Origin of the sequence: Microbispora sitophila (assembly GCF_014892245.1) — a bacterium.
GTDB classification, from domain to species: Bacteria; Actinomycetota; Actinomycetes; order Streptosporangiales; family Streptosporangiaceae; genus Microbispora; species Microbispora siamensis.
In genome coordinates, this window is record NZ_JADBGC010000004.1 from 372853 (window position 1) to 391244 (window position 18392).

Annotated in this window: 17 protein-coding genes and 1 tRNA gene; 8 read left to right on the forward strand and 10 right to left on the reverse strand. The window is 68.8% G+C overall.

Annotated features, from left to right (window positions below):
• Positions 1-12: 12 nt before the first annotated feature.
• A complete protein-coding gene (locus tag IL992_RS09765) occupies positions 13-561 on the forward strand; it encodes a DUF3800 domain-containing protein (RefSeq protein WP_193202977.1) in 549 nt (182 codons plus the stop codon).
• A 191-nt stretch (positions 562-752) separates the two neighbouring features.
• Here the strand turns inward: IL992_RS09765 and IL992_RS09770 are convergent.
• A tRNA-Leu gene (locus IL992_RS09770) sits at positions 753-826 on the reverse strand.
• A 140-nt stretch (positions 827-966) separates the two neighbouring features.
• On the opposite strand from IL992_RS09770, the gene IL992_RS09775 reads away from it, so the two are divergent.
• Entirely contained in the window at positions 967-1545 is a 579-nt protein-coding gene (locus tag IL992_RS09775) for an ANTAR domain-containing response regulator (RefSeq protein WP_079315852.1), read from the forward strand.
• A gap of 206 nt (positions 1546-1751) precedes the next feature.
• Positions 1752-3053 (forward strand): ABC transporter substrate-binding protein, encoded by a 1302-nt coding sequence (locus IL992_RS09780; protein WP_193202978.1) that lies wholly within the window; start codon positions 1752-1754, stop codon positions 3051-3053.
• Between the two features lie 76 nt (positions 3054-3129).
• Here the strand turns inward: IL992_RS09780 and IL992_RS09785 are convergent, their stop codons facing one another.
• The 6 genes from IL992_RS09785 to IL992_RS09810 form a co-directional block, all read right to left on the reverse strand.
• Positions 3130-3618 carry a hypothetical protein gene (locus IL992_RS09785; RefSeq protein ID WP_193202979.1) on the reverse strand — a complete coding sequence of 163 codons (489 nt, stop codon included), beginning with the start codon at positions 3616-3618 and terminating at the stop codon, positions 3130-3132.
• Between the two features lie 104 nt (positions 3619-3722).
• Positions 3723-4619 carry an ABC transporter ATP-binding protein gene (locus IL992_RS09790; RefSeq protein ID WP_193202980.1) on the reverse strand — a complete coding sequence of 299 codons (897 nt, stop codon included), beginning with the start codon at positions 4617-4619 and terminating at the stop codon, positions 3723-3725.
• Positions 4616-5545 (reverse strand): ABC transporter ATP-binding protein, encoded by a 930-nt coding sequence (locus IL992_RS09795; RefSeq protein ID WP_193202981.1) that lies wholly within the window; start codon positions 5543-5545, stop codon positions 4616-4618. The genes IL992_RS09790 and IL992_RS09795 overlap by 4 nt, the downstream gene beginning before the upstream one ends.
• Complete coding sequence (locus IL992_RS09800) at positions 5535-6524, reverse strand: branched-chain amino acid ABC transporter permease (protein WP_193202982.1); 990 nt, start codon at positions 6522-6524, stop codon at positions 5535-5537. The genes IL992_RS09795 and IL992_RS09800 overlap by 11 nt, the downstream gene beginning before the upstream one ends.
• A 13-nt stretch (positions 6525-6537) precedes the next feature.
• A complete protein-coding gene (locus IL992_RS09805; RefSeq protein ID WP_226872583.1) occupies positions 6538-7824 on the reverse strand; it encodes a branched-chain amino acid ABC transporter permease in 1287 nt (428 codons plus the stop codon).
• Positions 7825-8275: 451 nt separating this feature from the next.
• Positions 8276-8656 (reverse strand): PaaI family thioesterase, encoded by a 381-nt coding sequence (locus IL992_RS09810; RefSeq protein WP_193203082.1) that lies wholly within the window; start codon positions 8654-8656, stop codon positions 8276-8278.
• A 98-nt stretch (positions 8657-8754) separates the two neighbouring features.
• On the opposite strand from IL992_RS09810, the gene polA reads away from it, so the two are divergent.
• The gene (polA, locus tag IL992_RS09815; RefSeq protein ID WP_193202983.1) at positions 8755-11436 is read left to right on the forward strand and encodes a DNA polymerase I; all 2682 of its coding nucleotides are present in this window, start codon (positions 8755-8757) and stop codon (positions 11434-11436) included.
• Positions 11437-11490: 54 nt separating this feature from the next.
• Here polA and IL992_RS09820 read toward each other — a convergent pair whose 3' ends face one another.
• Complete coding sequence (locus tag IL992_RS09820) at positions 11491-12288, reverse strand: DUF2127 domain-containing protein (RefSeq protein WP_319018451.1); 798 nt, start codon at positions 12286-12288, stop codon at positions 11491-11493.
• Between the two features lie 74 nt (positions 12289-12362).
• On the opposite strand from IL992_RS09820, the gene IL992_RS09825 reads away from it, so the two are divergent.
• The 4 genes from IL992_RS09825 to coaE all read left to right on the forward strand — a co-directional run bounded on the left by IL992_RS09825 (position 12363) and on the right by coaE (position 16395).
• Positions 12363-13409 carry a polysaccharide deacetylase family protein gene (locus tag IL992_RS09825; RefSeq protein ID WP_193202985.1) on the forward strand — a complete coding sequence of 349 codons (1047 nt, stop codon included), beginning with the start codon at positions 12363-12365 and terminating at the stop codon, positions 13407-13409.
• A 204-nt stretch (positions 13410-13613) separates the two neighbouring features.
• Positions 13614-15074: a 30S ribosomal protein S1 gene (gene rpsA / locus IL992_RS09830; RefSeq protein ID WP_193202986.1), complete on the forward strand. Its 1461-nt coding sequence runs from the start codon at positions 13614-13616 to the stop codon at positions 15072-15074.
• A 231-nt stretch (positions 15075-15305) separates the two neighbouring features.
• On the forward strand, positions 15306-15779 hold the full coding sequence (locus IL992_RS09835; RefSeq protein WP_193202987.1) for a GNAT family N-acetyltransferase: 474 nt from the start codon (positions 15306-15308) through the stop codon (positions 15777-15779).
• A gap of 10 nt (positions 15780-15789) precedes the next feature.
• Positions 15790-16395 (forward strand): dephospho-CoA kinase, encoded by a 606-nt coding sequence (coaE, locus tag IL992_RS09840; RefSeq protein WP_193202988.1) that lies wholly within the window; start codon positions 15790-15792, stop codon positions 16393-16395.
• A 109-nt stretch (positions 16396-16504) separates the two neighbouring features.
• Here the strand turns inward: coaE and IL992_RS09845 are convergent, their stop codons facing one another.
• Positions 16505-17167: a VOC family protein gene (locus tag IL992_RS09845; RefSeq protein ID WP_193203083.1), complete on the reverse strand. Its 663-nt coding sequence runs from the start codon at positions 17165-17167 to the stop codon at positions 16505-16507.
• A gap of 181 nt (positions 17168-17348) precedes the next feature.
• On the reverse strand, positions 17349-18371 hold the full coding sequence (locus IL992_RS09850; protein ID WP_193202989.1) for an aldo/keto reductase: 1023 nt from the start codon (positions 18369-18371) through the stop codon (positions 17349-17351).
• Positions 18372-18392: the final 21 nt, after the last annotated feature.

Consider the following 18392-nt stretch of genomic DNA (forward strand, 5'->3'; position numbering starts at 1 on the left):
ACTGTGGCTCTCTTGGCGTTCATCGACGAAAGCATGCGGCGCAGGAGCGGTGACGCCTACGTCTACGCCTTGGCGGCCGTCCTGCTGGAGGAGCATGTCTGCGCGGAACTGCGAGAGCGGTTGCTGGGCCTCAGGGCCGGCAGGAGCCAGAGAATTCACTGGCGGGATGAATCTTCCGCTCGTCACGTGCTCATCGCCGAGGCGGTGGCAAGGATGCCGTTGCGGGCGATGGTCGTAGTCGACATATATCCGGAGAACGGCAAAGCGGAACGAGCGAGGCGCCTCTGTCTGGACAGGCTCCTGCGCGAGCTGTCTCAGCAGAAGGTGGAGACGGTCTGCATCGAGACGCGAGACCAGTGGCACGACAGACGAGACCGCGCGTTGGTGGACGCGCTCCGAGGGGCCGGCCGAATCGAGCGAGGCCTGCGAGCGGAGTGGAGGAGATCAGCGGACGAGCCGCTGCTCTGGCTCGCCGACGTACTCGTGGGCAGCGTCGTGTGGTGGCTCGGCGGCGAGGGTGAGAGCTTCGACATCATCCGGCAGAGGATCGAGTTCCTGTGACCGCTCCTCGTGGAGTCCGGCACTGAAACCGCGAAGGCCGGGCGCCCGATTCCATCGGGAGGTCCCGGCCTCACTTCCGCGGCCCCAGCGGGGCCCGGCGGTCACAGTATGTCACCGCTGACCGCTGGAGCGCAACCATGGCCCCATCGTCGTCGCCCTGACGGCTTCTTAGGGGCCGCTATTCGCGCAAGTGCCCCGAGTGGGATTCGAACCCACACTGAATGGATTTTGAGGCCATCGACTCTGCCGATTGGTCTATCGGGGCTATTTACGGATTTGTCCGGTTTTGGCAATGGGTGCCATCCCAGCGGTCGATCTTGCTTGGAGATCGCTTGGGGCATCCCCTGCCGTGGTCCTAATGTAGCGGACGTCGGTAACCTCTTGTGCGTGAGTACGCAGCGGCGAGTGGTGATCGCGGAAGACGAGGCGCTGATTCGCCTCGACCTGAAGGAGATGCTCGAAGAGGACGGTTACGCCGTTGTCGGCGAGGCCGGCGACGGCGAGACGGCGGTCAAGCTCGCCATGGAGCTCCGCCCCGACCTGGTGATCCTGGATGTCAAGATGCCCGTGCTCGACGGGATATCCGCCGCCGAGCGCATCGTCTCGGAACGCATCGCGCCGTGCCTTATCCTCACCGCGTTCTCGCAGCGCGACCTGGTCGAGCGGGCCAGGGACGCGGGCGCGATGGCCTACCTGGTCAAGCCGTTCACCAAGGGCGACCTGGTCCCGGCCATCGAGATGGCGGTCAGCCGGCACGAGGAGATCGCCGCGCTGGAGAAGGAGGTCTCCACGCTGTCGGAGCGGCTGGAGACCAGGAAGCTCGTGGAGCGCGCGAAGGGCCTGCTCATGGCCCAGCACGGGTGGACGGAGCCGCAGGCCTTCCGGTGGATCCAGAAGGCGTCCATGGACCGGCGCATGAGCATGCGCCAGGTGGCCCAGATCGTGGTGAACGAGAACGGCGGTGAGACCCAGCAGCCCGCCTGAACGCCGCCCGCTGATCGTTGAGAAGAACACTCCTGGTCAGGGGCCGTCCCGCTAAGTTGAGGAGTTATTACGACTCCGCATCCAAGTGCGGACAGTTCTGATGCATCCCTGGTCGGGCCGTGCCTGGCCTATGTACCTTTCAGCCATTCGATCGGGACCAGTCGGCAGCGCTGACGACTCCCGGGCCTGGATGAAGGAGATGCTTCATGATCCGCATTGCCCCCCTCGGGCGGGCGCTGGCCGTCGCCGCCGCCGCCAGCCTCGCGCTGACGGCCTGTGGCGGTGGTGAGGACAGCGCCGCGCCGGCCTCCTCGGCACCGGCGGCCCAGTCCTCCGCGCCCGCTGCCGCCACCGCCCAGGGCGATGGCGTTCTCACTGTCGGCACGCTGCTGCCGCAGACCGGCTCGCTCGCCTTCCTCGGCCCGCCGGAGTTCGCGGGTGTCGGGCTGGCGATCAAGGAGATCAACGACGCCGGCGGTGTCCTCGGCAAGCCGGTGGTCGAGGTCGACACGGACTCGGGTGACACCTCGACCAACATTGCGTCCCAGTCTGTCGACAAGTTGCTGCAGCAGAAGGCCGACGTGGTCATCGGTGCGGCCTCGTCCTCGGTGTCGCTGTCGGTCATCGACAAGATCACTGGTGCGGGCGTGGTCCAGATCTCGCCGGCGAACACCTCTGACCAGTTCACCACCTACAACGACAAGGGCCTCTACTTCCGTACGGCTCCGCCGGACGTGCTGCAGGGTCGTGTCCTCGGCGACCTGATCCTCGCCGACGGCAACGACACGGTCGGCATCCTGGCCCTCCAGGACGCGTACGGCACCGGCCTCGCGGAGAACGTGCAGAAGGCGGTCGAGGGCGGCGGCGGCCAGGTCGTGGAGAAGGTCATCTACGACCCGAAGGCGGCGGACTACTCGGCGGACGTCGCCAAGATCAAGGAAGCCAACCCGAAGGCCGTCGCGCTGATCGGCTTCGACGAGACCAAGAAGATCATTCCTGAGCTCGTCAAGCAGGGCCTGACCGCCAAGAAGGTGAAGTACTACTTCGTCGACGGCAACCTGTCCAACTACGGCACGGGCAAGGACGGCTTCCCCAAGGGCACGCTGGACGGCGCCAAGGGCACCCAGCCGGGCGCCCAGGTTTCCGACGACTTCAAGGCGAAGCTGAAGACGGTCGACCCGAACCTGAAGGACTTCAACTACGGCCCCGAGTCGTACGACGCGACCATCCTGACCGCGCTCGCGGCGGTCGCCGCCAAGAGCGACGCGCCCAAGGACATCGCGGCCAAGCTGCAGGAGGTCTCCACGGGCGGCGAGAAGTGCAAGGACTTCAAGTCCTGCAACGACCTGCTGTCCGCGGGCAAGGACATCGACTACGACGGCGCGTCCGGCCCGATCGAGTTCAACGAGGCCGGTGACCCGGCCGAGGCGACGATCGGCATCTACCAGTACGGCGCCGACAACACCAACAAGAACATCGCCTTCAACACCGGCAAGATCGCCGGCTGATTCACGGCGAGGAGGGCCCGCTCCCGTGGAGCGGGCCCTTTCCGCGTCTACCGGAAGCGGGGGATGGTCACGGGGGTCAGGAACGGCCGCAGGCGGTGAGGACGGCGGCGGACGCCTTGCGGTAGCGGCGCAGCAGGTCCGGACGCCGGGAACCGGCCGTGTCGGCACGGGACAGGGTCTCGGCGAGGCCGTCGATGGTCGCGACGGCGGCCGAGGCCGAGGCCGGCAGGTGGGGGCCGTACATTTCCAGCGTGCCGCGCAGATAGCCGAAACGGCCGCGTACGTCCCCGTCCCAGTGCTGGGCCTCCTCCTGCCTCGCGGGCAGCAGCGACAGTCCCAGATAGCCGATGGCGGACACCACGCGGGCGCAGGGGTCGTCTCCGGCCTTCGCGCCGGTGACGTAGACCGCGCCGCTGGTCTTCCCGGACGCGGCCCCCGTGGCCGGCGCGGCGGACGACACGGCGCCCGCCGAGGTCGTGGGCTCCGGGGACGGCGACTGGCAGGCGGACAGGCCGATCGCGAGTGCCGAGACGACCAGTGCCGCCCGGAGGGGGGTTCGGGTCATACGGCTCATTGTCGCCCCGCCGGTTGCCGATCAGGTGGAAATAAGGTCACAGACATACGACGAGGGCCCCGGCGGAGGCTCCGCTGGGGCCCTCGGGGAGCGGCTCAGGCCCGGGCGAGCGTGCCCAGGTAGAGCTGGATGACCTTGGGATCGTTGATCAGGTCGCGACCGCTGGCCATGTAGGCGTTGCGGCCCTGGTCGAGCACGTAGCCCCGGTGGCAGATCTGCAGGCAGCGGCGGGCGTTCTGCTCCACCATGATCACCGTAACGCCGGCCTTGTTGATCTGCTGGGCCTGGATGAAGACCAGGTCCTGCAGCTTGGGCGACAGGCCCGCGGACGGCTCGTCCAGCAGCAGGACCGACGGCTCGGTCATGAGCGCCCGGCCCATGGCGACCATCTGCCGCTCACCGCCGGACAACGAGCCGGCGCGCTGCTTGCGGCGCTCCCGGAGCGCGGGGAAGATCTCGCAGACGAACTCGAACCGCTCCTTGAACTTGCCGGGCACCTGGAAGGCGCCCATCTCCAGGTTCTCCTCGATCGTGAGGCTGGGGAAGACGTTGTTCGTCTGCGGGACGTAGCCCACCCCGCGGGCCACCAGCGAGTGCGCCTTGAGGTTGGTGATGTCCTCGCCGTCCAACGTGACCGAGCCGCTGCGCACCGGCACGAGCCCGAACAGGGTCTTGAGCAGGGTCGACTTTCCGGCGCCGTTCGGGCCGATGATGCCGATCAGCTCGCCCTTCTTCACGTACAGGTCGGCGCCGTTGAGGATGTTGACGCCGGGGATGTAACCGGCGTACAGCTCGTCGGCCCGCAGCAGCGCGTTCTCCGCTCCGGCGAGGTGGTCGGAGCGGTCGACGACGGCCGCCCGCGAGACCGGCTCGGCGCCGTCCTCGTCCGCCGCCGCGACCGGCTCGGGCTCGCCGGCGCCGTCCGTCTCGACGCCGTCCGGCGTGGGGACGCGGTCTGGCTCCGCGTGGTTTTCCGGCGTGGGGGCGGTCATGCCTTCTCCTCGATCTCGGACTCCAGCTCGGCCTCGGCCTCCTGCAGCTGCTCCTCGAACTCCTCGGCGGACATCGGCGCGTCGTGGTGGGCGCCCAGGTAGGCGTCGACCACACGCGGGTCCGACATGATGGTGTCCGGCGGCCCCTCCGCGATCACGGCGCCCTGGGCCATCACGACGACCCAGTCGCTGATGTCGCGGACCATGTCCATGTCGTGCTCCACGAAGAGCACGGTCATGCCCTCCTCGCGCAGGTCCTTCACGTGCCCGAGGAGCGACTGGGTCAGGGCCGGGTTCACGCCCGCCATGGGCTCGTCCAGCATGACCAGCTCGGGGCCGACCATGAGGGCCCGCGCCATCTCCAGCAGCTTGCGCTGGCCGCCGGACAGCGACCCGGCGAAGTCGTCGCGCTTGGCGGCGAGCTTGAAGCGCTCGAGGAGCTCCTCGGCACGCTCGGTGATCTCGTCCTCCTGGCGGCGCCAGCTGCCCGGGATCAGCGCGCGGAAGAAGTTCTCGCCGAGCTGGTTCTGCGCGCCGAGCCGCATGTTCTCCATCACGGTGAGCTTCGACAGGGCCTTGGTGAGCTGGAACGTGCGGACCATGCCCGAACGGGCCACCCGGTGGGCGGGCACGCCCTTGAGCTGCTTGCCGTTGAAGGTCCAGGACCCCTCGTCGGCGCTGTCGAAGCCGGTGAGCTGGTTGAAGAACGTGGTCTTGCCGGCGCCGTTCGGGCCGATGAGCGCGGTGATCGAGCCGCGCTGGATCTCCACGTGGTCCACGTCGACGGCGGTGAGGCCGCCGAACCGGCGTACGACCTTGTCGACGACGAGGATGGGGTCGGGCTTGGGCACGCCGGGCTCGTGCTCGAGGCCCGCGAAGGCGGCCAGCGCCGCCGACTTCCTGGTCGGGGTGGTGTCAGCGTGCATCGAGCGCGATCTCCCTCTTGTCACCGAAGATGCCCTGAGGCCGGAAGATGAGCAGGAGCATCAGGCCGAGACCGACCAGCATGAAGCGGACCGCGCCGATGTTGTTCACGGTGAACAACGAGGGGAGCAGCCCGGCGCTCACGGCCTCGCTGAGCGTGTTCCCGACGAAGACCAGCAGCACCCAGAAGATCGCGGCGCCGACGACGGGGCTGAAGACGCGGGCCGCGCCGCCGAGGATCACGATCGTGTACGCGTAGAAGGTGAACTCGGTGCTGAACAGGTCGGGCTGCACCGACGCCTGGCCGAGCGCGAACAGGAAGCCGCCGAGGCATCCGACGACGCCGCCGAGCACGAGCGCCTGCATCTTGTAGGAGAAGACGTTCTTGCCGAGGCTGCGCACCGCGTCCTCGTCCTCGCGGATGGCCTTGAGAACACGGCCCCACGGGCTCTTCATGAGCAGGTAGACCAGCCCGCAGGAGATCGCGATGAGCACCCAGCCGACCGTCAGCACCCACGTCACCCGCTCGTTGAAGCTGATCGGGCCGATGCCGTACGTGCCGGGGGAGTAGGGGTTCATCGCGAAGAAGTCGCCGGAGAAGTTCTGTCGGCCGTCCGAGCCGCCGAAGACGCTGCTGAACTTCACCGATCTGAAGACGAGCCGGACGATCTCGGCCGCCGCGATGGTGACGATGGCGAGGTAGTCGGCGCGCAGCCGCAGGGTGGGGATGCCGAGCAGGAAGGCCAGCACGACGGTGGCCGCGAGGCCGATCAGGATGCCGAGCCAGAACGGCAGGTGGAAGGTGGCCACGGTGACGGCCATGCCGTACGCGGCGACGCCGAGGAAGGCCGCCTGGCCGAAGTTGAGCAGCCCGGCGTAGCCGAACTGGATGTTCACGCCGATCGCGGCGAGCGCGTAGACGACGGTCTCCAGGCCGATCGAGGCCTTGACCGTGGTGACGAAAATGGTGTTCCAGTCCACGTGTGGTCTCCGATCAGCCGATGCGCTCGCGCCGGCCGAGGATGCCCTGTGGCCGGAAGAGCATGACGAGGATGAGCACCAGCAGCGCGCCGACGGTCTTCAGCTCGGTCGGCACCACGACGGTGGACAGCTGGATGAACAGGCCGACGACGATGGAGCCGACGAGGGCGCCGAAGGCGGTGCCGAGGCCGCCGAGGGTGACCCCCGCGAAGACGAGCAGCAGGATCTGGAAGCCCATCTGGTAGCTGACGTTCTGCGACAGGCCGAGCATGACGCCCGCGAGCGACGCGATGGCGCCGCCGACGGTCCAGATGATCCGGATGACGCCGTCGACGTTGATGCCGGAGGAGGCCGCGAGCGCGGGGTTGTCGGCGACGGCCCTGGCGGCCTTGCCGACGCGGGTCTTGAGGAGCGCGAGCCCGACGATCACGAGCACGGCGAGCTCGATGCCCATCGCGATGAAGTTCTTCGGCGCGGCGGAGATCGGGCCCACCTGGATGCCGGGCTGGGCGTTGTAGTCCGCGTACGGAGCGCCCTCACCGCCGAAGAAGAACAGGAAGACGTAGCGGAGGAACAGGGCCAGGCCGATCGAGATGATCATCATGGCCACCAGGCTGCTGCCCCGTTTGCGCAGCACTCCCCAGAAGAACCGGTCCTGACCGTATCCGAAGGCCCCGCCGATCACGACCGAGATCACCGCGGCCCAGATGAGCGGCAATCCCACGACCACGTTGAAGAAGTAGGCGCACATCGCGCCGAACGTGAGCAACTCGCCGTGGGCGAAGTTGGTGAGCCCGGTGGTGCCGAACACCAGGGACAGGCCCATGGCCGCGAGGGCGATGATGAGCCCGAGGTTGAAGCCCTCGAAGGTGAGCTGGGCGACCCGGTCCCAGAAGGAGGAGGAGTCGGACGAGGCGGGCGCCGCGGCCCCGCCCTGCTGGCCGGCGGGGGCGAGGGCGAACAGGACGTTGCGCTCGCTGCCCTCGTAGACCTGCACGTCCAGGGTGGCCCGGTTCTGGAACTTCAGCGCGATCCCCTTGGGGAGCGTCGCCTGGTCAAGCGTGACCTTGTATTTGCCCGCCTTGGGGACCGGCACCTCCCACTTGCCGTCCGCACCCGTGGTGGCGTCCCCGACGGGTTTGCCGTCTTCGCCCGCCACGCTGATCTTCACGCCGTTCACCGGCTGGCCTTGGTTTTGGAGTGTGCCCTTCAACGCCTCCCCGTCCGCCCAGGCGGGGGAGGAGAGCAGAAAGACGATTCCACCCAGGAAGGCCGTGAACGCGATCACGGCTCTGCGCAATGGTGCTCCCTCTGTTCAGGTCATGGCGGGGTCGTGCCCCCCACTGCGGACGCGCAACATCGGCAAGGTTGCTGCGATGTTGTGGCCGGAGCATAAGCCTGAGACGCCCGTTTCGGGGTTGTTCGTCACCAATTGGTGACCATGGTGTGTCACTGACGTGAGAAAGGGTTCGCAGGTCAGGGCATGTAAGGAGTCAACCGGAGGGTCGGTGCTGTAGAAGAGCGTGAGCCCGTGGGAGGACCTTTGGGACCGTACACAGCTTCCCCGGCTCCGCACGTTGTCTACTCGGTCTTCCCACGGGCTCTGGAGCCACAACGGTAGCGACCGGAGCGACTCCCGTGCAAAGAGAGTCGCAAGCCGTTCCGTTATAAGGCCCAATGCGTCGTAAGGGGTTTTCGTGGTGCTTGCCCGGAAGGCTCGCGGGCGAGCACGGCCCGCGAGCCTCCCGGCCTCAGCGGGCGTCCCTGAGCATGCAGGTCAGGCGGGCCGTGCAGACCGCACGGCCCTCGTCGTCGGTGACCTCGATGGCGTACGTCGCGAGCGTGCGCCCGCCGTGCACGCGGGTGGCGACGGCGGTGACGTGGCCCGAGGTGGCGGAGCGGTGGTGGGTGGCGTTGATCTCGACGCCGACGGCGATCCTGCCCGCGCCGGCGTGCAGGGCGGCGCCGGTCGAGCCGAGGGTCTCGGCCAGCACGCAGGACGCGCCGCCGTGCAGCAGGCCGAACGGCTGGGTGTTGCCCTCGACGGGCATGCGGCCGACCACCCGCTCGGCGCTGGCCTCCAGGATCTCGATGCCCATCCGCTGGTGCAGGTGGTCCCCGGACGCGTTCATCGACGACACGAACTCCTCGGGATTCGTCAAGGTCAAGGGGACGCCTCCTGTGGGAAGAGCACGGGTTTTCTGTCGTACAGGGAGACTAGGCTGCGGATGTGCCGAAGAGTGAAGCGACCCCCACCCGTCCGTGTCTGTTGCTCCTGGATGGGCATTCTCTTGCTTATCGCGCCTTCTACGCGTTGAAGGACGCGAACCTCATGACCACCGACGGTCAGCACACCGAGGCGGTGTACGGCTTCACCTCGATGCTGGCCAACATCCTGCGCGACGAGCAGCCGAGCCACGTCGCGGTCTGTTTCGACCGGAGCGAGCCGACCTTCAGGCACGAGGCGTACGACGGTTACAAGGCCAACAGGGCGGAGACCCCCGAGGACTTCCGCGGCCAGATGCAGCTCATCTTCGAGCTGCTCGACGCGCTGCGGATCCCCCGCATGTCCGTGGCCGGCTTCGAGGCGGACGACCTGATCGCGACGCTGGCGACGCGGGCCTCGGGCGAAGGCATGAACGTGCTCATCGTGACCGGCGACCGCGACGCGCTCCAGCTCGTGGACGACAACGTCACGGTGCTGATGACCAGGCGGGGCATCAGCGACATGACCCGCTTCACCCCCGAGGCCGTCATGGAGAAGTACGGCCTCACCCCGGCGCAGTACCCGGACTTCGCGGCCCTGCGCGGCGACCCGAGCGACAACCTGCCGAGCATCCCGAGCGTGGGGGAGAAGACCGCCACCAAGTGGATCTCCGAGTACGGCTCGCTGGACGAGCTGGTCCGGCGGGCCGACGAGGTGAAGGGCAAGGTCGGCGACAAGCTCCGCGAGCACCTCGGCCAGGTGATCCACAACCGGATGCTGACCGAGCTGAAGCGCGACGCCCCGGTCGACGCCGAGGTGTCCGCGCTGACCATGGGCCTGTGGGACCGCGAGGAGGTCAACAAGCTCCTCGACTCGCTGCAGATCCGCGGCGAGCTGCGTGAGCGGCTGTTCAAGACCCTCGGCACCACCGAGCCGGAGGCGGGCGAGGGCTTCGAGCTCGAGGTGACGGTGCTGGAGCCGGGCCAGGTGGCCGGCTGGCTGGCCGCCCTCCCCGAGGACCGCGCCGGGCTCGCCTTCCAGGGCGCGTACGGCAGCGGCACCGGGCGGTTCGAGGGCCTGGCGATCGCCTCTTCGGGCGGCGCCGCCTACCTCGACCCCACGCGTCTCACCCAGGAGGACGAGGCGGCGCTGCACGCCTGGCTCGCCGACGAAGACAGGCCGAAGGCCGTGCACGACGCCAAGGGGCCGCTGCTCGCGCTGTGGGCCCACGGGCACGACCTGCGCGGCCTCACCTGCGACACGGCGCTCGCCGCGTATCTCGCGATGCCGGGGCAGCGGTCGTTCCCGCTCGACGACCTGGTCCTGCGCTACCTCCACCGCGAACTGCGGGCCGAGTCCGCGCCCGGCGGGCAGACCTCCCTGTTCGAGGACGCCGACGAGGGCGTGGCCCGGGACCTGGCGCTGCGGGCCCAGGCGGTGCGCGACCTGGCCGACGCGCTGGAGGCCCACCTGTCCAAGCGCGGCGGCACCCGGCTGGTGACCGAGGTCGAGCTCCCGTTGGTGCGGGTGCTGGCCGAGATGGAGCGGGCCGGCATCGCCGCCGACCGGCAGTACTTCGCGGCGCTGGAGGCCGAGTTCGGCGCGGCCGTCAAGCAGGCGGTGGAGGCCGCCCACCAGGCGGTGGGGGAGCAGTTCAACCTCGGCTCGCCCAAGCAGTTGCAGGAGATCCTGTTCGGCAAGCTCGGCCTGCCCAAGACCAAGAAGATCAAGACGGGCTACACGACCGACGCCGACGCGCTCGCCTGGCTGGCCCAGCAGACCGACAACGAGCTGCCGGTGATCCTGCTGCGCCACCGCGACCAGACCAAGCTGCGCACCACGGTCGAGGGCCTGATCAAGGAGATCGCCGACGACGGGCGGATCCACACCACGTTCAACCAGATCGTGGCGGCCACCGGGCGGCTGTCGAGCGAGAAGCCCAACCTGCAGAACATCCCGATCCGCACAGTCGAAGGCCGGCGCATCCGCAAGGGCTTCGTGGTGGGGGAGGGCTACGACACGCTGCTGACGGCCGACTACAGCCAGATCGAGCTGCGGATCATGGCGCACCTGTCCCGGGACGAGTCGCTGATCGCGGCCTTCGAGTCGGGCCACGACTTCCACCAGGCCACGGCGTCCCGCGTCTTCGACCTGCCCCCCGAGCAGGTGGACGCCGACCTGCGCGCCCGGATCAAGGCCATGAACTACGGCCTGGCCTACGGCCTGTCCGACTTCGGCCTGTCGGGGCAGCTCAACATCCCCGTCGCGGAGGCCAGGGCGCTCAAGGAGGAGTACTTCGAGGAGTTCGGCGGCGTTCGCGACTACCTGGAGTCGATCGTCGCCCAGGCCCGCAAGGACGGCTACACCGAGACCATCCTCGGCCGCCGCCGCTACCTGCCCGACCTGACCAGCGACAACCGGCAGCGCCGGGAGATGGCCGAGCGGATGGCGCTCAACGCGCCCATCCAGGGCTCGGCGGCCGACATCATCAAGGTCGCCATGCTGAACGTGCAGAAGGCGATCGAGGGCATGCGCTCCCGCATGCTGCTCCAGGTCCACGACGAGCTGGTGTTCGAGGTCGCGCCGGGCGAGCTGGAGGAGCTGACCGAGGTCGTGCGCACGCAGATGTGCCGGGCCTACGACCTGAGCGTGCCGCTGGAGGTCAGCGTGGGGGTCGGGACCACTTGGGAGGACGCCGGCCACTGACCACGCCGGGCTGTACTTGGCGAACCGGACTGGTTCGCCGGGCCGGGTGACGGGTCAGGGGCGGCCGGTCGGGCGGGTGGGCCTGTGCCCCCGCCCGGCCATGGCCAGGCCCGCCTGCTCGACCTCCAGCAGGCTCGCCTCGTGCCGCTCCGACTCGTACGCCGCCCGCCCGCCGCGCAGTCCGAACAGGCGTTTGCTCAACGCGATGTACAGCACGGCCGCGATGTTGATCAGAAGGATCACGATCCGGAACGGGCTCACCTTCTCGACGATCTCGTAGATTTCCACCGGGATGAACGCCGAGGTGACGATCACCGAGAAGTACTCGCCCCATCGCTTCAGCAGCCACAGGCCGACCCCCTCGGTCAGCAGCAGGGCCGCGAGGGCGAGCAGGGCGAGGAAGATCCAGGTGAGGGTCGTCGTCCGTGCGCCCAGGGCGGTCCGCAGCGTGTGCACCACGCCCGACTGGTCGAGGTTCCACCCGAGCTTTTGGGCCAGCGGCCTGACCAGCGGGAGGTCCTGGTCGAACGCCCGCCGTACGGCGTCGTGATGGGCCCGGAACCGCCACACGCCGTACGCTCCGACGATCACGAGCACGGCCTTGGCCCAGCGGAAGACGGCGATCAGCCGTAGCACGGCGGCGTCCCGCAGCGCCCGGCCTCGCAGCACGACGGGCGCCTCGCCGGCAGGCCCGGCGCCGCGCGGCGGGCCCAGGGTGAAGTCGCCGCAGCGCAGGCAGCGCCACGCCTCGCCCAGCGCGGTCTCGGCGCGCAGGCGGTTCCGCAGCGCCTCCTCGTCGGGGGCGTAGGTGACGTGCCCATGTCGTCCGCACGTACGCAGGCTCCAGTCCACAGGAAAATTGCAACACATGTGAATGCGGACACGTCGGGCAGTAAGGTCAAATAACTGTGCGCAACCTTGCCCGAATGACTGCAATCGCCAATGTCGTCGTTGTCGTGATCGGTCTTGTCGCGCTCGTGCTGCTGCCACGGTCCACGGGCGAGGAACGGTCGCAGGTGCGCGCGCAGCCACCGTCGCCGTCGCCCAAGCCCAGTGCGGCCCCGCCGAAGGCGACCGCGGAGTCGGCCAGGAAGGTCAAGGCGAACGAGGCCGGCCTGGTGCCCGTGATCATGTACCACCGCATCCTGCCCAAGCGGCTGGCGTCCATCGACCGGACCCCCGGCCAGCTGCGCAAGGAACTGGAGCGCCTGGCCAAGGACGGCTACGTCCCGATCACCGCGGCCGAACTGGCGGCCAGGAAGATCGACATTCCGGCGGGAACCCATCCCGTCGTCCTGACCTTCGACGACGGCCACCCCAGCCACTTCGCGATGGACGGGAACGGCATGCCGAAGAACGACACGGCCGTCGGCATCATCTACGAGGTAGCGGCGAAGTACCCGAACTTCCGGCCCACCGCCACCTTCTGGGTCAACCGCGACCCCTTCGGGCTGCGTGACCGGGAGCGGCAGAGGCAGGCGGTGAAGTGGCTGCTCGACCACGGTTTCGAGGTGGCCAACCACACCTACTCCCATCCCGATCTCCGGCGGCTCTCCAACAAGCGGGTCAGCGAGCAGATCGTGCGGCAGGAGCGGCTGCTGAAGAAGATCGGCGTGCCGGCCTCGACGACCTTCGCGCTGCCGTACGGGTCGCGGCCGAGGAAGCTGAGCAGGGCGCACGACGGCATGTGGGACGGCACCGGCTACCACTTCGACGCCGTCTTCCTGGCCGGGGCGCAGCCCGCGGTTTCGCCCTACGCGAAAAGTTTTCCGCGATACGCGATCCCGAGGATCCAGTCCAACGGAAAACACGGCGACTGTCGCCGCTGGTGCACGACCTACTGGCTCGACTGGCTCGACAAACACCCAGGAGAGCGTTATACGTCGGATGGGGATCCGGCTCGAGTGTCGGTGCCGCGTAAACTCCGGGCAACGCTCTCACCGGCGCGGGCGAAGTCGGTGATCACCTACTAGGCGTTCGCCTGGTTGCCTCGGATTGACCCAGCTCGCTCCGTCTCATATGCTGATCGCTGCGCTGTGGGCTCGCGCGCGTCACGGACGGAGCGGGCTCGCGCTCGGTCATCTGGTGATTACCAGGAAGCATCATCCGGTGAACGAAAAACGGCCCGCCGCGCTTCTGTCACAACGACATCTGTCCGGTTCGGAGCAATTCCACACATGACGAGCAGCACTGAGGCCACCTCGAGCACCCCGCAGGTAGCGGTCAACGACATCGGTTCCGAGGAGGCCTTCCTCGCCGCGATCGACGAGACCATCAAGTACTTCAACGACGGAGACATCGTTGAGGGCACCGTTGTCAAGGTCGATCGAGACGAGGTCTTGCTCGACATTGGCTACAAGACCGAGGGCGTTATCCCGTCGCGCGAGCTCTCGATCAAGCACGATGTCGACCCGGCCGAGGTCGTCGAGGTCGGAGAGCACGTCGAGGCCCTGGTTCTCCAGAAGGAGGACAAGGAAGGCCGCCTCATCCTGTCCAAGAAGCGCGCCCAGTACGAGCGCGCCTGGGGCACGATCGAGAAGATCAAGGACGAGGACGGCATCGTCACCGGCACGGTCATCGAGGTCGTCAAGGGTGGCCTGATCCTCGACATCGGTCTGCGCGGCTTCCTCCCCGCCTCCCTGGTGGAGATGCGCCGCGTCCGCGACCTGCAGCCGTACGTCGGGCGCGAGCTCGAGGCCAAGATCATAGAGCTGGACAAGAACCGCAACAACGTGGTCCTGTCCCGCCGTGCCTGGCTGGAGCAGACGCAGTCCGAGGTTCGCCAGACGTTCCTCAACACCCTCCAGAAGGGCCAGGTCCGCAAGGGCGTCGTGTCCTCGATCGTCAACTTCGGTGCGTTCGTGGACCTCGGCGGCGTCGACGGCCTGGTGCACGTGTCCGAGCTGTCCTGGAAGCACATCGACCACCCGTCCGAGGTCGTCGAGGTGGGCCAGGAGGTCACGGTCGAGGTTCTCGACGTCGACATGGAGCGCGAGCGGGTCTCGCTGTCGCTCAAGGCGACGCAGGAGGACCCGTGGCAGCAGTTCGCCCGGACCCACCAGATCGGCCAGGTCGTGCCCGGCCGCGTCACCAAGCTGGTGCCGTTCGGTGCCTTCGTCCGGGTCGAGGAGGGCATCGAGGGCCTGGTCCACATCTCCGAGCTGGCCGAGCGCCACGTGGAGATTCCGGAGCAGGTCGTGCAGGTCGGCGACGAGATCTTCGTCAAGATCATCGACATCGACCTGGACCGCCGCCGCATCTCGCTGTCCCTCAAGCAGGCCAACGAGGGCGTCGGTGCCGAGGTCGAGTTCGACCCCACGCTGTACGGCATGGCGGCGACCTACGACGACCAGGGCAACTACATCTACCCCGAGGGCTTCGACGCCGAGACCGGCGAGTGGCTCGAGGGCTTCGACAAGCAGCGCGAGGAGTGGGAGCGGCAGTACGCCGAGGCCCAGGCCCGCTTCGAGGCGCACCGCTCGCAGATCGAGAAGGCCCGCCAGGAGGAGGCGGCGGCCAGCGAGGCCGCTCCGTCGTCCTACAGCGGCGAGACCAGCTCGCAGACCAGCGGCGGCGCCCTCGCCTCCGACGAGGCCCTCGCCGCCCTGCGCGAGAAGCTGGCGGGCGGCCAGAGCTGACACCCGGTCTTCGACCGGAGGTCACGGCCCAGTCCTCCACGGCATCACGAAAGGCCCCGCTTCGGCGGGGCCTTTCCCCTTTTCTGACGGCCCTTCCCGGGCGGGGGACACCTCCCCCCGGGTTGGCGGCATGATGGGGTCCATGATCGAGGAAGGGCCGGCCGCGGCGAGTGACGTCCGGGAGCCCGGCCCGCCCCTGGCGGAGGCAGGTGTGCCGGTAGGGTGGCCCTCGTGGTGGAGATCGCGAGGGCCCTGCCCGCGGATGCGGGGGAGATCCTCACCCTGCAGCGGGCCGCGTACGTGACCGAGGCGCAGCTCTACGGCGACCCGTTCATCGCACCACTCGTCGAGTCGCTCGACCAGGTGCGTACGGTGATCGAGACGGGGGTCGTGCTGAAGGCGACGGACGGCGGGCGGCTGGTCGGCGCGGTCCGGGGCCAGATGTCCGGCTCGACCTGCCTGGTGGGCCGTCTCGTGGTCGCGCCCGATCGGCAGGGGCAGGGGATCGGCAGCGAGCTGCTCGCCGCGATGCACGAGGCCGTGCCCGAGGCGGCGGCGTTCGACCTGTTCACGGGGCACCTGTCAGAGGGGAACCTGCGGCTCTACCGGCGCCTCGGTTACCGGGAGACCCAGCGGGAACGGGTCCAGGATCACCTGACGCTGGTCCACCTGCGCCGGGAGCCCCAGCACCAGTCCGCCCGATAGGCTGCGGGACGTGCTGAAAGTTGGGCTCACAGGCGGCATAGGTTCGGGCAAGAGCGAGGTGTCGCGCCGGCTCGCGGCCCGCGGCGCCGTCGTCGTCGACGCGGACAAGATCGCCAGAGAGGTCGTGGAGCCGGGCACCCCTGGGCTCGCGGAGATCGTTGAGGCGTTCGGCGAGGACGTGCTCCGTCCCGGCGGCACCCTCGACAGGGAACGGCTCGGCGCGATCGTCTTCGCCGACGCCGAGAAGCTCAAGGTCCTCAACGGGATCGTCCACCCCAAGGTGGGCGAGCGCAGTGAGCGACTCCAGCGAGAGGCCCCGGACGACGCGGTCGTCGTCTACGACGTGCCGCTGCTGGCCGAGAACAACCTGGCCGCCCTGTACGACGTGGTGATCGTCGTGGACACACCGGACGAGGTGCGGCTGGAGCGTCTGCTGCGCTTCCGCGGCATGCCGGAGGCGGACGCCCGCGCCCGGATCGCCGCCCAGGCCTCCCGCGAGGACCGGCTGAGGATCGCCGACATCGTGATCCGCAACGAGGGTTCCCTGGACGACCTGGACGCTCAGGTCGACAAGATCTGGCAGGACCTGAGCGCGCGGGTCTCTCTACGGGGCTGACCGGGCTGTCCATGCGCCGGAAGTCGCACGGACGCCCGATCCGTTCTGAATCTACAACGTAAAGCCGACGCCCTTGGTCCTGAAGACTGCCGCGGTTCGGTCGTCGCGCTCACGGGTGGACCGCCTCCGCGCCGAGCCGGGCGGGACCGATGGCGATGCCGTCGGCGGGACCACCGCGCAGGCTCATCCCGGTCACGCCTGGGCGGTCCGAGGCGTGCACCCGGACCGATCCGCCGGGCCACGACAGGTCCAGCGCCGAGTCCTCTTCAGCCACCCGAGCCCCCAGCGGTTCCCCGAAGACGAGCCGGGAGAACTCGAGGGTCCGTCGACGCCAGATGCGTGCTGTCCAGCCGTGCGACCGCTCCTGGCGAGGTCTCCCACAGTCCGGTCCACCACAGCGGCTCGGTGGCTCCCCGGGAGCTGGGAAGTCCCCGACGTCACGGGTACGGCTCGACAGCAGCCGGTCGACGGGCGGGTGGCTCCGGTCGGACTGCGCGAGCTGGATGACGACACCGTGCCTGCGGTCGGGCGCAATGAACGCCTCGCGCCAGGGCGGGTGGTCGTGGTCCTCGCCGACGACGGTCAGGCCGAGCGCACGGGCCTGCGCCACCGTCGTGCGCAGGTCCGGTACGACGAAGGTGAGGTGATGAGGACCCTCGCCGCGGGCGTCCAGGAAGCGGGTGAGGAACCCCTCGCTCCTCGGCTCCAGCAGTTCCAACCTCGCCCCGTCGCCGGCGGTGCCGACGTGGGGGCACGCATGCTGACCCCGGATATGCCCTGCAGGGACAGGAGCCGAAGCGCCGCCTCGAGGATCCGCGCCTGCCGGTCGACTTTCCCATCGGCGTCGACTGCGCGCACGGGCCTCGGGCTCACGTGCACAACCTTAACGCGGCGCCTCAGCCCCGCGTCCGCGACGACTGCGCCGGTCGTCGAAGACGGCGGTGGCGGAGGTGTCAGGCGGCGCTGCGTTCGCCGACGGGGCGGCGGCGCAGGCTCGTCCGCTGGAGAGCCGGCGGCACGTAGGCCTGGTCGAGTGTGCCGACGTCGGTGCCGGGCGGGACGATCTCGTCGATCCGGTCGAGGATGTCGTCGGTGAGCGCGACGTCGACGCCGGCGAGCAGGTCGTCGAGGTGGCTCATCGTGCGCGGCCCGACGATCGCGCTGGTCACGCCGGGATGAGCGATGGCGAATGCCATGGCGAGGTGGGTCAGCGGCAGACCCGCCTCCTGCGCGAGCGAGATGAACCGCTCGACGGCGTCGAGGCGGTGCTCGTCGTTGAGGTGCGCGAAGAGGCCGGCGCGGCGGAGTTCGTTCTGCTGCCCCTTGCGGACGCGTCCGGTGAGCAGTCCCTGTCCGAGCGGGCCCCACACCAAGGTGCCCACACCGTAGCGCTGCGCGACCGGCAGCACCTCGCGTTCGATGCCGCGGTTGAGCAGCGAGTACGGCGGCTGCTCGGTGTGGAACCGTTCCAGGCCGCGCCGCTCGGCGACCCACTGGGCTTCGACGATGTCGGACGCCGGCATCGTGGACGTCCCGATCGCACGGACCTTCCCGCTGTGGATCAGGTCCGAGAGCGCGGAGAGGGTTTCCTCGACGTCCGTGGTGGGGTCCGGCCGCTGGATCTGGTAGAGGTCGATGTGGTCGGTTTGCAGGCGGCGCAGCGAGTTCTCGACCGCGGTCATGATCCAGCGCCGTGAGGCGCCCTGCTGATTGGGGTCGTCGCCCATCGGGCGGCTCACCTTGGTCGCGAGGACGACGGTGTCCCGTCGCCCCTTGAGCGCCTTGCCGACGACCTCTTCGGAGTCGCCGTAGGCGTCGGCGGTGTCGATGAGGTTGATTCCCGCGTCCAGCGCTTTGTGGATGATGCGGGCAGAGTCGCCGGGATCGGGGTTGCCGACGGACGTGGCGAACATCAACGCGCCGAGCGCGTACGGGCTGACCTTGATACCGGTCCGGCCGAGCGTGCGGTAGTGCATGCGAACCTTGCCTTCCTCGTT

Bases quoted from the DNA above. Each gene is read 5' to 3' on its own strand.
- IL992_RS09780 (WP_193202978.1), top strand. From the start codon at position 1,752: ATGATCCGCATTGCCCCCCTCGGGCGGGCGCTGGCCGTCGCCGCCGCC.
- IL992_RS09785 (WP_193202979.1), bottom strand. From the start codon at position 3,618: ATGACCCGAACCCCCCTCCGGGCGGCACTGGTCGTCTCGGCACTCGCG.
- IL992_RS09790 (WP_193202980.1), bottom strand. From the start codon at position 4,619: ATGACCGCCCCCACGCCGGAAAACCACGCGGAGCCAGACCGCGTCCCC.
- IL992_RS09795 (WP_193202981.1), bottom strand. From the start codon at position 5,545: ATGCACGCTGACACCACCCCGACCAGGAAGTCGGCGGCGCTGGCCGCC.
- IL992_RS09810 (WP_193203082.1), bottom strand. From the start codon at position 8,656: ATGAACGCGTCCGGGGACCACCTGCACCAGCGGATGGGCATCGAGATC.
- IL992_RS09825 (WP_193202985.1), top strand. From the start codon at position 12,363: ATGACTGCAATCGCCAATGTCGTCGTTGTCGTGATCGGTCTTGTCGCG.
- rpsA (WP_193202986.1), top strand. From the start codon at position 13,614: ATGACGAGCAGCACTGAGGCCACCTCGAGCACCCCGCAGGTAGCGGTC.
- IL992_RS09850 (WP_193202989.1), bottom strand. From the start codon at position 18,371: ATGCACTACCGCACGCTCGGCCGGACCGGTATCAAGGTCAGCCCGTAC.